This window comes from Pseudomonas maioricensis, from assembly GCF_022790535.1.
GTDB lineage: Bacteria > Pseudomonadota > Gammaproteobacteria > Pseudomonadales > Pseudomonadaceae > Aquipseudomonas > Aquipseudomonas maioricensis.
The window spans coordinates 291,494-304,138 of record NZ_LOHG01000006.1; the positions used below are offsets into that span (position 1 = coordinate 291,494).

Here is a 12,645-nt window from a genome sequence, read left to right on the forward strand (position 1 = left end):
GCGCCGCCGTTCTGTTACCCGCTGAAATCAGTCCAGAACCACTGGGTTCGATCTGCTTTGAGGTGCTCGAAAGCGGGCATGACTTCACCTTTATTGAAGAAGCGGCGAGAGCGCGCCATGGCGCTGCTGAACCAATGCCCGGTCTGCGGACAAGGTTGACCGGCACGCACCGAGGCCATGGGTTTTTCATCGAAACGGGCATACCACTGGGCAGTGGACTGTTCGGTAAACCCTATGCCGCGCCCCGGACAAGGGTGCAGGCACCCGGTATCCTGCACGCGGACAGGCCTGAGTACCTTGTTGACCGCCATATAGGCACTCGACGGCTCTTCTCCCTTGCCTCCCAGCGTCGGCAGGACACCCGCACGAATCATGAGACCGCTTTCGTAAGTGTGAAAAACCACATCGCTGTTGGCACTTAGCACACTGCGCAACCGGTCGCTGCCTCCCAACTGCTGAACAAAGCGGTTGCCCAGAACGCTGTACCAACTGACGCCCTTGATCCGGTCCAGCAATCGCAAGCTTTCCATATGAGGCCCGGCATCCACCATCAAGCCAACATAACGTTGAGCCAGCTGGTACTCCAAAGGCAGGTATCGCAGACCATCGCCCGGCAAGACACACACGAGACTGCCATAGCCGTGGTCGGCCTGGGTCTGATTGCACAGGTACTTGATCCACCCCTCATACGTTTTGGCCCCGTCCCTGTCCATCAGAACGGTCCATGGCAGGAGCATTTTCAGACAAGAGTGATCGGTGGCCGCCTGGCTCTGAGGAGGCGCCATCACCGACATGCAATGAGTCGCGGCCTCGACTGGCCTGGCACTGGAAATCGACCATAACAGCGGCTGGTCAGGCGAGCTTTCAAGCACCTGCCGTCGGCAGATGGAGAAGCTGCTGGGGGACAACTTTCGAAGTCGCTGGTAAGACTGCCACTCCAGAGCAGGCCGAAACGTCTCGTAAAATTGCGTAAAGCACGCTTCGATCCGTTGCCGGGTCTGCGTCGTATGGCCTTGCTTGAAGTACAACGTTGTCATCAGCCCAAGTCGGGCGGCAGGTCTGCACTGTGCAGCGTCGATCAGCAACTGATTGGCCTGACACTTGAGCCTTCCCAGAATTCCTGATGCTTCAGATACGGTTTGCAACACGTTTTTATTCTCCCGGTCATCCATAAACAAGAATGCGACGGAAGAGTGAAGGTAGTTGCCAGCGGGAACAATACGGGAAAACCACTTTGGGAAATCAGCTACACACTTCAAGAAGTGTCCTACTCAAATCCTACAAAAATAGCCTCTGCCGAACGCTTTCGATCACTCGCAGTCATAGTGGCATTGCGACACATTTGTAAGCAGTCGGTAAACTGACTGGGCAGTCACTGCATACTTCGATATAGATGTGCAGGGCGCAAGGCAGGGATATTCTGAAAGAAGTTTCAGGTGCGCAGCGCGGGACTTAGGCGCAGCATGTCCAGCCCGGCATCCACCCATTTTTCGGCCCTGTCGTTGAGCGAGTAGCTGTCCGGGACCAGCAGCCACTGACCGAGCATGCCGTCTATATAAGCATGCAGGGCGATGGAAGCGCGGACGGTGTCCAGGTCAGCAGGCAACTGGCCTTTGCGGACCGCATTGCTCAGTGCCAAGCCGATACGGTCGTTGCACTCGAGTGCATTAACCTGGCGTTGTTGGCGAAAGTCGCACATTTCATCGGTGAATTCGCATTTATGAAACAAAATCTCGTTAATGCGACGCGTTTTTGGGTCCAGTGTAATTTCATGAAACAAATGAACGAGCAATTTTTTCATGCAACCCAATGGGTCGACTTCGTCTTCGCTTTCGCTCGCCCTGGCCATCTCTTCCAGGGGTTCCTGGATGCTGTCGAGCATCGCCTGCACCAGATCAGCTTTGTTGCTGAAATGCCAGTAAATAGCGCCGCGTGTCACACCTGCCAAGGATGCGATGTCCGCCAGAGTGGTACGCGCAACGCCTCTCTCATAGAACGCTTTTTCAGCGGCCTCGAGAATTTGGCTACGGGTAACCTGAGCTTCCTCTTTGGTACGACGGACCATGGCATTAAAACCTCATTGAAAATGCTCCATGCCACGAATCATGTGGCTCTGAAGCAACACCGGGCGGCATTTGTATCGCCTTGTCCCGAACCTGCAATCCCCGCCCTGCGCGGCTTCGCGGCACAGGATAGGGTATTTACAAACAACCGTGAATGTAAGTATATTCATTAGCCTACTACTTATCCAGCCAGAATTTTTCACACCCTTTCACTTTTCTTGAGCACCCAGGCTCCTGACCCGAGGATCTTCATGCAATTCAAGCCAGCTGTTACCGTACTGGTCACTGCCGTCGCCCTGGCAACACTGCTCAGTGGATGCAGTAAAAAGGAAGAAGCCGCAGCTCCTGCAGCTGCACCTCCTCAGGTCGGCGTCGTAACCATCAAAGCTCAACCCTACACCCTGACTTCGGAGTTGCCGGGCCGTACCACGGCTTACCGCATCGCTGAAGTTCGGCCACAGGTCAACGGCATCATTCTCAAGCGGCTGTTTACAGAGGGCGGCGATGTCAAAGCCGGCCAGCAGCTGTATCAGATTGACCCGGCGCTTTACGAAGCCACTGCCAATAGCGCAAAAGCGACGCTGCAATCGGCGAAGTCTCTGGCTGACCGCTACAAGCAGTTGGTCAACGAGCAAGCGGTAAGCCGTCAGGAGTACGACACCGCTCTGGCCTCCAGCCAGGAAGCCCAGGCCACTCTGCAGACTGCTCAGATCAACCTGCGCTACACCAAGGTACTGGCACCGATCTCCGGCCGTATCGGACGCTCCGATGTGACCGAAGGCGCACTGGTTACCAGCGGCCAGACCAATGCCATGGCGACGATCCAGCAACTGGACCCGATCTACGTTGACGTGACCCAGTCGTCCACCGAGATGCTCAAACTGCGTCGCGACCTGGAGACCGGCAAGCTGCAAAAGGCAGGTGACAACGCGGCGTCGGTCAAGCTGACCCTTGAAGACGGCAGCGAATACAGCAAGCCGGGCAAACTGGAATTCTCCGAAGTTTCGGTAGATCAGGCGACTGGCTCCGTGACCCTGCGCGCAGTGTTCCCGAACCCTGATCACACCCTGTTGCCAGGTATGTTTGTTCACGCTCAGTTGCAGGCTGGCATGAAAAGCGAAGCCATCCTTGCTCCACAGCAAGGCGTGACCCGTGACATGCGCGGCAAGCCGTCTGCCCTGGTGGTCAACAAAGACAACAAGGTTGAACAGCGTGAACTCATCGCCAACCGCACTGCTGGTGCTTATTGGTTGATCGAGAAAGGTCTGGAACCGGGTGATCGCGTAATCACTGAAGGTCTGCAATTCGTCAAGCCAGGCGCAGAAGTGACGGTCAAGGAAGCGACCAACCTCACGCCAGCCCAGTCCGCTGAGTCCGCCCCTGCCGCCACTGGCAAAGGTGAGTAACCGATGTCTAAATTCTTTATCGACCGCCCCATTTTCGCCTGGGTATTAGCCCTGGTGATCATGCTGGTGGGTACGCTTTCGATCCTGAAACTACCGATCAACCAATACCCGGCCATTGCACCTACAGCTATTGATATCCAGGTTACCTACCCAGGTGCTTCGGCGCAGACTGTGCAAGACACCGTGGTTCAGATCATTGAGCAACAGCTCAACGGTATTGATAACCTGCGTTATGTTTCTTCGGACAGTAACTCCGACGGCAGCATGACCATCACTGTGACCTTCAACCAGGGTACCAACCCGGATACCGCTCAGGTTCAGGTCCAGAATAAGCTCAACCTGGCGACCCCGCTGCTGCCGCAAGAAGTACAGCAACAGGGCCTGCGCGTTACCAAGTCGGTGAAGAACTTCCTGCTGGTAATCGGTCTGGTTGCCGAAGACGGCAGCGGTCTGACCCGGGAAGACTTGTCTAACTACATCGTCTCCAACATCCAGGACCCGATTTCCCGGACCTCCGGTGTGGGCGACTTCCAGGTGTTCGGTTCGCAGTACGCCATGCGTATCTGGCTCGACCCGGCCAAACTCAACAACTTCCAGCTGACACCGGTTGATGTGAGCACGGCGATTTCTGCACAGAACGTTCAGATCGCCACCGGCCAGTTGGGCGGTCTCCCTGCCCTGCCTGGCACCCAGCTGAACGCCACAATCATCGGCAAGACTCGTCTGCAAACCCCTGAGCAGTTCGGCAACATCCTGCTCAAGGTCAATACCGACGGCTCGCAAGTACGCCTGCACGACGTCGCCCGTATCGGGCTGGGTGGCCAGAACTACAGCATCGACGCTCAGTTCAACGGCAAGCCGGCTTCAGGTATGGCGATCAAGCTGGCTTCCGGCGCCAACGCTCTGGACACTGCCAAGGCCATTCGCGCCACTGTCGCCAACCTGGAACCTTTCTTCCCGGCTGGCATGAAAGTGGTTTACCCGTACGACACCACACCGACCGTAACCGAATCGATCTCCGGGGTTGTTCACACCCTGATCGAAGCGATCGTGCTGGTGTTCCTGGTGATGTACCTGTTCCTGCAAAACTTCCGCGCCACCGTGATTACCACGATGACGGTTCCGGTGGTATTGCTGGGCACCTTCGGCATCCTCGCGGCGTTCGGTTTCACGATTAACACCCTGACCATGTTCGGCATGATTCTGGCCATCGGACTCTTGGTGGACGACGCCATTGTGGTGGTCGAAAACGTCGAACGGGTCATGGCCGAAGAGCACTTATCGCCCAAAGAGGCGACCAAGAAATCCATGGGGCAGATCCAGGGCGCACTGGTGGGTATCGCCATGGTGCTCTCGGCGGTACTGCTGCCAATGGCGTTCTTCGGCGGTTCTACAGGGGTTATTTACAAACAGTTCTCGATCACCATTGTTTCTGCGATGGCCCTGTCGGTTCTGGTTGCCCTGATTTTCACCCCGGCGCTCTGCGCCACTATGCTCAAGCCGATCGACCCGGAAAAACACGGCCAACCTAAAAAAGGTTTCTTCGGCTGGTTCAACCGCACGTTTGATCGTGGCGTAGACAGCTACGAGCGCGGCGTGAAACGCATGGTGACTCACAAGTTGCCAGCATTCGGCGTGTATCTGCTCATCGTTGCGGGCATGATCTTCCTGTTCACCCGCATCCCGAGCGCGTTCCTGCCGGAAGAAGACCAAGGCGTGATTTTCGCTCAGGTTCAGACCCCTGCGGGCTCGTCTGCCGAGCGTACGCAGAAAGTCATCGACGAGATGCGTACCTTCCTGCTCGACAAGGAAAACGGTGAAGGCAACGGCGTGAACTCGGTGTTCAGCGTCAACGGCTTCAACTTTGCCGGTCGTGGTCAGAGCTCGGGCCTTGCGTTCGTCATGCTCAAACCGTGGGACGAGCGTGATTCGGAAAATACCGTATTCAAGATTGCTCAACGGGCTCAGGCACACTTCGCCAGCTTCCGTGACGCCATGGTGTATGCAGTTGTTCCACCTTCGGTACTCGAACTGGGTAACGCTACCGGTTTCGACGTTTACCTTCAGGATCAGGGTGGCGTAGGCCACGAGAAACTGCTGGAAGCGCGTAACCAGTTCCTCGGCATGGCGGCGCAAAGCAAGATTCTTGCAGGCGTACGTCCGAACGGTCTGGGCGATGAGCCGCAGTACGAGCTCACTGTCGATGACGAAAAGGCCAGTGCCCTGGGCATCACCTTGTCGAACATCAACCAGACCTTGTCTATCGCTCTGGGTGGCAGCTACGTCAACGACTTCATCGACCGCGGTCGGGTCAAGAAAGTGTACGTGCAGGGTGAAGCGGCCAGCCGCATGACCCCTGAAGATCTGGGCAAATGGTATGTGCGTAACGACGCAGGGACCATGGTGCCTCTGTCGGCTATTGCCAGCGGCAAATGGATCTACGGTTCGCCAAAGCTCTCGCGTTACAACGGTGTAGCGGCGATGGAAGTCCTCGGTACTCCTGCTCCGGGTTACAGCTCCGGTCAGGCGATGGCAGAAGTCGAAGCGATTGCCAAGAAACTGCCAGCGGGTATCGGTTACGCATTTACCGGTCTGTCTTTCGAAGAACGTTTGTCCGGCTCCCAGGCGCCTGCGCTGTATGCCCTGTCGATGCTGGTGGTGTTCCTCTGTCTGGCAGCACTGTATGAAAGCTGGTCGATTCCGATCGCGGTCATGCTCGTTGTACCACTGGGTATCATCGGCGCCCTTATGGCAACCAGTCTGAGAGGCCTGTCCAACGACGTGTTCTTCCAGGTTGGCTTGTTGACGACGATCGGTCTGGCGGCGAAGAATGCGATCCTGATTGTCGAGTTCGCCAAAGAGCTGCATGAACAGGGCAAGAGTCTGGTGGATGCGGCGATGGAAGCCTGCCGCATGCGTCTGCGCCCGATCATCATGACCTCCATGGCGTTCATCCTCGGCGTAGTGCCGCTGGCGATCTCCACCGGTGCCGGTTCAGGTAGCCAGCACGCAATCGGTACGGGCGTAATCGGCGGTATGATCACCGCCACCGTCCTGGCAATTTTCTGGGTCCCTATGTTCTACGTTGCCGTGTCGTCGATGTTCAAGAGCAAGTACGACAAGGAACACGAGAAACAAACATCACATGATGAGGCTGGCCAATGAGCAAGTCCCTGATCTCCCTGGCAGTCACTGCGGTCATCCTCAGTGGTTGCTCGTTGATCCCTGAATACAAACAACCTGCGGCTCCGGTCGCGGCGCAGTACCCGCAAGGACCGGCCTACTCGCCGACCGAAGCGGCGAATGTCGCGGCAGCCGAACAGGGCTGGCGTCAGTTTTTCCATGATCCGGCCCTGCAACAGCTGATCCAGACTGCTCTGGTCAATAACCGCGACCTGCGTGTCGCGGCGCTGAACATCGACGCTTACCGTGCGCAATACCGCATCCAGCGTGCCGATCTGTTCCCGGCTGTTTCTGCCGATGGCAGCGGCAGCCGTCAGCGCTTGCCAGCCGATATGTCGACCACTGGCCAATCAGGCATCAGCAGCCAGTATTCGGCCACGCTGGGCGTCAGTGCCTACGAGCTGGATCTGTTCGGTCGGGTTCGCAGCCTGAGCGAGCAAGCCTTGCAGACGTACTTCTCCAGTGAAGAAGCCCGTCGCAGCACGCAGATCAGCCTGGTGGCCAACGTCGCCAACGCCTATCTGACCTGGCAGGCGGACAAGGAACTGCTCAAGCTGACAGAAGAAACACTCAAGACCTACGAGGAAAGTCTGCGTCTGACTTCCCGTAGCAACGAAGTGGGTGTTTCTTCGGCGCTGGATCTGAGTCAGGCACGCACCTCGGTGGAAAGCGCCAAGGTTGCTCTGGCCCGCTATCAGCGCCAGGTCGCTCAGGATCAGAACAACCTGACCTTGCTGCTCGGCACTAACCTGCCGGACAACCTGCCGCCCGCTCAGCCTCTGAGCGCCGATCTGCTGAGCACGTTGCCGGCAGGCCTGCCTTCGGATCTGCTGCAGCGTCGTCCGGACATTCTGCAAGCCGAGCACACCCTGCAAGCTGCCAACGCCAATATCGGCGCGGCCCGTGCTGCGTTCTTCCCAAGCATCAGCCTGACCGCCAATGCGGGTACGATCAGCCCGGACCTTTCCGGCCTGTTCAAAGGCGGTTCGGGTACCTGGCTGTTCCAGCCAAGCATCAACATCCCGATCTTCAACGCCGGTAGCCTGCGTGCCAGCCTGGATTACTCGAAAATCCAGAAAGAGATCAGCGTTGCCAACTACGAGAAGGCGATTCAAACCGCCTTCCAGGAAGTCTCTGACGGCCTGGCCTCACGCAAGACTTACAACGAGCAGTTGCAAGCCCAGCGTGATTTCGTCAACGCCAACCAGGACTACTACCGTCTGGCTGAGCGCCGCTACCGGATCGGGATCGACAGCAACCTGACCTTCCTGGATGCTCAACGCTCGCTGTTCAGTGCGCAACAATCGCTGATCACCGACCGTCTCTCCCAGCTCACCAGCGAGGTCAACCTGTACAAGGCCCTCGGCGGTGGCTGGTACGAGCAAACCGGACAGGCCAAACCGATAGATAAAGAGAAGCCGACAGTTCAGCTGTTCTGATAAGCGACTCACATAAAAAACCCACCTCATCGGTGGGTTTTTTATTGCCGCAGATAAATCGATCAATCAGTGATCGTGATGCAAGTAAGCCGGTTGTTTCGGCAACCGCAGACTAAACAGGAAAGCGACCGCCATCATGATCGTCACGTACCAGTAGAAGTTATTCTCCACGCCCTGATTCTTCAGACTCAGCGCAACGTATTCCGCCGAACCACCGAACACCGCGTTAGCCACTGCATAGGCTAGCCCTACGCCCAACGCACGGACCTGCGGCGGGAACATCTCAGCCTTCACCAGGCCGCTGATCGAGGTATAGAAGCTGACGATCGCCAAGGCGAAGGTGATCAACAGGAATGCCAGGAATGGATTAGTCGTGGTTTTCAGGGTCATCAGGATCGGCACCGTGCACAGCGTACCCAGCGCACCGAACCACAACATTGAGTTACGACGCCCGATCTTGTCCGCCAGCATGCCGAACAAGGGCTGCATGCACATGTACAGGAACAGTGCGCCGGTCATGATGTAACTGGCGGTTTTGGGGTCCATGCCGCCAGTGTTTACCAGGTACTTCTGCATGTAGGTGGTGAATGTATAGAAAATCAGCGAGCCGCCTGCGGTGTAACCCAGCACCGTGATAAACGCTGCCTTGTGATCACGAAACAGCGCACCAATGCTGCCAGCATCCTTGTCCTGACGCATTTCAGCGGTGGTGGTTTCTTCAAGTGAACGACGCAGAAACAGGGAGATCAGCGCAGCAACGGCACCGATCACAAACGGAATCCGCCAGCCGTAGGCACGCAGCTCTTCAGTGCTGAGAAACTGCTGCATGATCACCACAGTCAACACTGCCAATAACTGACCACCAATCAAGGTCACGTACTGGAACGAGGCGAAGAAACCACGCTGTCCGCGCAGCGCCACTTCACTCATATACGTCGCCGTGGTGCCGTACTCACCGCCCACCGAGAGCCCTTGAATGAGGCGCGCCAGTAGCAGCAATGCGGGTGCCCAGACACCAATCGTCGCGTAAGTAGGCAAACACGCGATCATCAACGAACCGCCGCACATCATCAGTACGGCGATCATCATCGAGTTTTTACGACCATGCTTGTCAGCCACCCGGCCAAACAACCAGCCACCGATAGGCCGCATCAGGAACCCTGCAGCAAACACACCTGCGGTGTTGAGCAACTGAACGGTGGGGTCATCGGAAGGAAAGAAGGCGGGAGCGAAGTAGATGGCGCAGAAGGCGTAAACGTAGAAGTCGAACCATTCGACCAGGTTGCCTGAGGAGGCACCGACAATCGCAAAGATCCTTTTGCTACGTTCTTCACCCGTGTAATGCGTGGTTGTCATTATTTTTTCCCCATTAAAGCTTAACAGTCATCCAAGACATAACCTGTAACATGTGACAGCGCATAAGTCTCTTGAATTCCCTCCTCCTGTAGGAGCTGCCGAAGGCTGCGAACGCGGTGTGTCAGGCAAATCGACTTCGCAGCCTTCGGCAGCTCCTACAAAAACAAAGCTCGAGTGAGCTCCTGAAAAACAATCACCCAGCCCTCAAATGACCTTTTCGTGGAGGCCATCAAAAAGCTGGGTGACTGTATTCAGTGATGTTCGGTCTCAGCGCTCAATCGCCAACGCAAGCCCCTGCCCTACGCCCACGCACATGGTCGCCAAGCCGCGGCGGCCGCCGCTTTTTTCCAGTTGGTGCAGCGCGGTCAACACCAGTCGGGCACCGCTCATGCCCAATGGGTGTCCCAAAGCAATGGCGCCACCATTTGGATTCACCTGCGGCGCATCGTCGGCCAGCCCAAGCTCACGCAAGACGGCAAGCCCTTGGCTGGCAAAGGCTTCGTTGAGTTCGATCACATCAAAATCGCTGACTGCCAGGCCCAGTCGCTCGACCAGCTTGCGGACCGCTGGCACCGGACCTATCCCCATTACGCGAGGTGCAACCCCGGCACTGGCCATGCCGAGAATCCGCGCGCGTGGTGTCAAACCGTGCTTTTTGACCGCTTCGGCCGACGCCAGGATCAACGCGGCAGCGCCGTCGTTGACGCCGGACGCGTTACCAGCAGTGACCGTCTTGTCCGGACCGTTGACCGGTTTCAGCTTCGCAAGGGTTTCCAGACTGGTGTCGGCACGCGGGTGCTCATCCTGCTCCACGACCGTCTCGCCTTTTTTGTGGGCGACTCGCACGGGCGTGATTTCTTCTTTAAAAAAGCCCGCAGCCTGAGCAGCGGCGGTGCGCTGCTGACTGCGCAGGGCGAAAGCGTCCTGATCGGCCCGAGAAATCTTGAAATCATCGGCGACGTTATCGCCGGTCTGTGGCATGGAATCGACACCGTACTGCTCCTTCATCAATGGATTGATGAAGCGCCAGCCAATAGTGGTGTCCTCCAGCTTCATATTGCGCGAGTACGCGGCGTCGGCTTTGCCCATGACAAAGGGCGCACGGGACATCGACTCAACGCCCCCGGCAATTGCCAACTCCATCTCGCCAGCGGCTATCGCACGAAATGCCGTGCCAATCGCATCCATGCCCGAAGCGCAAAGCCGATTGAGGGTGACGCCAGGAATCGTCTCCGGCAGCCCCGCCAGCAACGCCGCCATACGCGCAACGTTGCGGTTATCTTCACCGGCCTGGTTGGCGCAACCGAAGAACACCTCATCCACTTCGTTCCAGTTCACCGAAGGATTGCGCTCGATCAGCGCTTTGATCGGCACTGCCGCGAGGTCATCAGCTCGAACGCTTGCCAACCCACCGCCAAAGCGGCCAATCGGAGTACGAATTGCATCGCAGATGAAAACGTCACGCATCATGCTTCTCCCGGTGCTTGGCCATGCGCTTTAGCGGTTCGGGCCTCCAGATCACGCAACGCGCTCAGCTCGGTTTCGCTTGGTTCGGCGGAGTACTCGACGTTGTCGGCAAAACGCACTGCCCAACCGGTAGCCGCGATGACCTGCTCACGGGTCACGCCAGGGTGCAGTGTTGTGACGATGAACTCGTTCGTGCCCTCTTCCGGCTCCATGATGCAAAGATCAGTAATAATCCCCACCGGTCCAGCGCCAGGCAATCCAAGGCGCTTGCGTGAATCGCCGCCTTCGCCATGCCCCACTGAAGTCATGAAATCCAGTTTGTTCACGAAGGCCCTGGCCGATTGCTTGAGGATGATCAGCACTTGTTTGGCCGATCCTGCGATTTCCGGCGCGCCGCCTGCGCCTGGCAAACGGACTTTCGGGTTGTGGTAATCCCCCACCACCGTGGTGTTGATGTTACCGAAACGGTCTACCTGTGCGGCACCAAGAAACCCAACGTCCACCCGACCACCCTGCAGCCAGTAACGGAAAATTTCACTGGTGGATACCACCGTGTCAGCAGTTTCCGCCAGCTCACCGTCGCCGATGGACAGCGGCAGTACCGTCGGTTTGGCGCCAATAGGGCCTGACTCGTAAATCAACACGACATCCGGCGACGAAGTGAGACGGGCGAGATTCGCTGCTTTGGAAGGCAAGCCGATACCGACAAAGCAAACAGCGCCATTACGCAGACGACGAGCCGCCGCCACAGTCATCATTTCACTGGTGGTGTAAGTCATTACTTTGCCTCCGAAGCGCTGGCCAACTTGCTCTGGAACTCGCTGAAATCTGCTGTGCCATGAATGTATTCCTTGATCCAGGCGCTAAAGGTCTCGCGGTCACGGGCAATCGGATCCCAAGCCTGATAGAAACGGTTGTCGCGCTCGTAATAACCGTGAGCGTAGGAAGGATGCGCGCCACCGGGCACATGGCACACCGCACTCAACGCCCAGGTGGGCAGAACGCAAGCGTTCATCGGCGCATTGAGGTCATCGACGATCTCTTCCACGGTGACGATGCAGCGCTTGGCTGCCAGCGCCGCTTCTTTCTGCACACCGAGGATGCCCCACAGCAGCACGTTGCCTTTGCGATCGGCTTTCTGCGCATGAATCACTGTCACATCAGGACGCACCGCCGGGACTGCCGCGAGGACCTCTCCGGTAAACGGGCAGGTCACGGTCTTGATCAATGGATTGACCTTTGGCAGGTCGGAACCGGCGTAGGCGCGCAGGACCGCGAACGGCAGGCCCGATGCACCGGCAACGTATGCGTTGGCCAGATCGGCATGGCTGTGTTCTTCGATTTCCATCGAGTGTGGCCACTGCTTTTCAACCGCGTCGCGCAGGCGGTGCAACGAGCCCACTCCGGGGTTTCCGCCCCACGAAAAAATCAGACGTTTGGCACAACCCGCACCGATGAGCTGGTCGTAGATCAGGTCCGGCGTCATGCGCACCAGGGTCAGATCTTTCTTGCCTTGGCGAATAATTTCGTGGCCTGCAGCCGTGGGGATCAAATGGGTGAAGCCTTCCAGCGCAACGGTGTCGCCATCGTTGACGAATTGCTTCACGGCGTCGCGTAGAGAAAGAATTTCAGCCATGAGGTGCTCCCGAACTCAAATTACATCCAATGAACAGCGCAGATGGACTACGCTGGAATGGACTTGAGGTTATGCCGGGGCCTGAGGCCAAACAA

9 protein-coding genes are annotated in these 12,645 nt (G+C 57.3%); 3 read left to right on the forward strand and 6 right to left on the reverse strand.

Features of this window, described 5'->3' with window-relative positions; translation table 11 throughout:
* Positions 1-14: 14 nt before the first annotated feature.
* Both AUC61_RS12400 and AUC61_RS12405 read right to left on the reverse strand, forming a co-directional pair.
* Positions 15-1,148, reverse strand: coding sequence for a type VI immunity family protein (locus tag AUC61_RS12400; RefSeq protein ID WP_243246472.1), 1,134 nt, complete (start codon positions 1,146-1,148; stop codon positions 15-17).
* Positions 1,149-1,432: 284 nt separating this feature from the next.
* Positions 1,433-2,065, reverse strand: a complete 633-nt coding sequence (locus AUC61_RS12405) for a TetR family transcriptional regulator (protein ID WP_243246478.1) — start codon at positions 2,063-2,065, stop codon at positions 1,433-1,435.
* Positions 2,066-2,314: 249 nt separating this feature from the next.
* Here AUC61_RS12405 and AUC61_RS12410 point away from each other — a divergent pair, with 249 nt between their 5' ends.
* The 3 genes from AUC61_RS12410 to adeC are packed head-to-tail and all read left to right on the forward strand — an operon-like array spanning position 2,315 to position 8,091.
* Entirely contained in the window at positions 2,315-3,469 is a 1,155-nt protein-coding gene (locus AUC61_RS12410; RefSeq protein WP_243246480.1) for an efflux RND transporter periplasmic adaptor subunit, read from the forward strand.
* A gap of 3 nt (positions 3,470-3,472) precedes the next feature.
* A complete protein-coding gene (locus AUC61_RS12415) occupies positions 3,473-6,634 on the forward strand; it encodes an efflux RND transporter permease subunit (protein WP_243246482.1) in 3,162 nt (1,053 codons plus the stop codon).
* Positions 6,631-8,091: an AdeC/AdeK/OprM family multidrug efflux complex outer membrane factor gene (gene adeC / locus AUC61_RS12420; RefSeq protein ID WP_243246483.1), complete on the forward strand. Its 1,461-nt coding sequence runs from the start codon at positions 6,631-6,633 to the stop codon at positions 8,089-8,091. The genes AUC61_RS12415 and adeC overlap by 4 nt, the downstream gene beginning before the upstream one ends.
* Before the next feature lie 66 nt (positions 8,092-8,157).
* Here adeC and AUC61_RS12425 read toward each other — a convergent pair whose 3' ends face one another.
* The 4 genes from AUC61_RS12425 to AUC61_RS12440 form a co-directional block, all read right to left on the reverse strand.
* Positions 8,158-9,447: an MFS family transporter gene (locus AUC61_RS12425; RefSeq protein WP_243246485.1), complete on the reverse strand. Its 1,290-nt coding sequence runs from the start codon at positions 9,445-9,447 to the stop codon at positions 8,158-8,160.
* 267 nt (positions 9,448-9,714) lie between these two features.
* Positions 9,715-10,917: a 3-oxoadipyl-CoA thiolase gene (gene pcaF, locus AUC61_RS12430; protein WP_243246487.1), complete on the reverse strand. Its 1,203-nt coding sequence runs from the start codon at positions 10,915-10,917 to the stop codon at positions 9,715-9,717.
* The gene (locus AUC61_RS12435) at positions 10,914-11,693 is read right to left on the reverse strand and encodes a CoA-transferase subunit beta (RefSeq protein WP_243246489.1); all 780 of its coding nucleotides are present in this window, start codon (positions 11,691-11,693) and stop codon (positions 10,914-10,916) included. The genes pcaF and AUC61_RS12435 overlap by 4 nt, the downstream gene beginning before the upstream one ends.
* On the reverse strand, positions 11,693-12,550 hold the full coding sequence (locus tag AUC61_RS12440; RefSeq protein ID WP_122665520.1) for a CoA transferase subunit A: 858 nt from the start codon (positions 12,548-12,550) through the stop codon (positions 11,693-11,695). The genes AUC61_RS12435 and AUC61_RS12440 overlap by 1 nt, the downstream gene beginning before the upstream one ends.
* Positions 12,551-12,645 lie beyond the last annotated feature (95 nt).

What these genes read in the sequence shown, in the direction of transcription:
- AUC61_RS12440 (WP_122665520.1), bottom strand. Translation starts at nt 12,550, where the DNA reads ATGGCTGAAATTCTTTCTCTACGCGACGCCGTGAAGCAATTCGTCAAC.
- adeC (WP_243246483.1), top strand. Translation starts at nt 6,631, where the DNA reads ATGAGCAAGTCCCTGATCTCCCTGGCAGTCACTGCGGTCATCCTCAGT.
- AUC61_RS12435 (WP_243246489.1), bottom strand. Translation starts at nt 11,693, where the DNA reads ATGACTTACACCACCAGTGAAATGATGACTGTGGCGGCGGCTCGTCGT.
- AUC61_RS12410 (WP_243246480.1), top strand. Translation starts at nt 2,315, where the DNA reads ATGCAATTCAAGCCAGCTGTTACCGTACTGGTCACTGCCGTCGCCCTG.
- AUC61_RS12415 (WP_243246482.1), top strand. Translation starts at nt 3,473, where the DNA reads ATGTCTAAATTCTTTATCGACCGCCCCATTTTCGCCTGGGTATTAGCC.
- AUC61_RS12405 (WP_243246478.1), bottom strand. Translation starts at nt 2,065, where the DNA reads ATGGTCCGTCGTACCAAAGAGGAAGCTCAGGTTACCCGTAGCCAAATT.
- AUC61_RS12425 (WP_243246485.1), bottom strand. Translation starts at nt 9,447, where the DNA reads ATGACAACCACGCATTACACGGGTGAAGAACGTAGCAAAAGGATCTTT.
- pcaF (WP_243246487.1), bottom strand. Translation starts at nt 10,917, where the DNA reads ATGATGCGTGACGTTTTCATCTGCGATGCAATTCGTACTCCGATTGGC.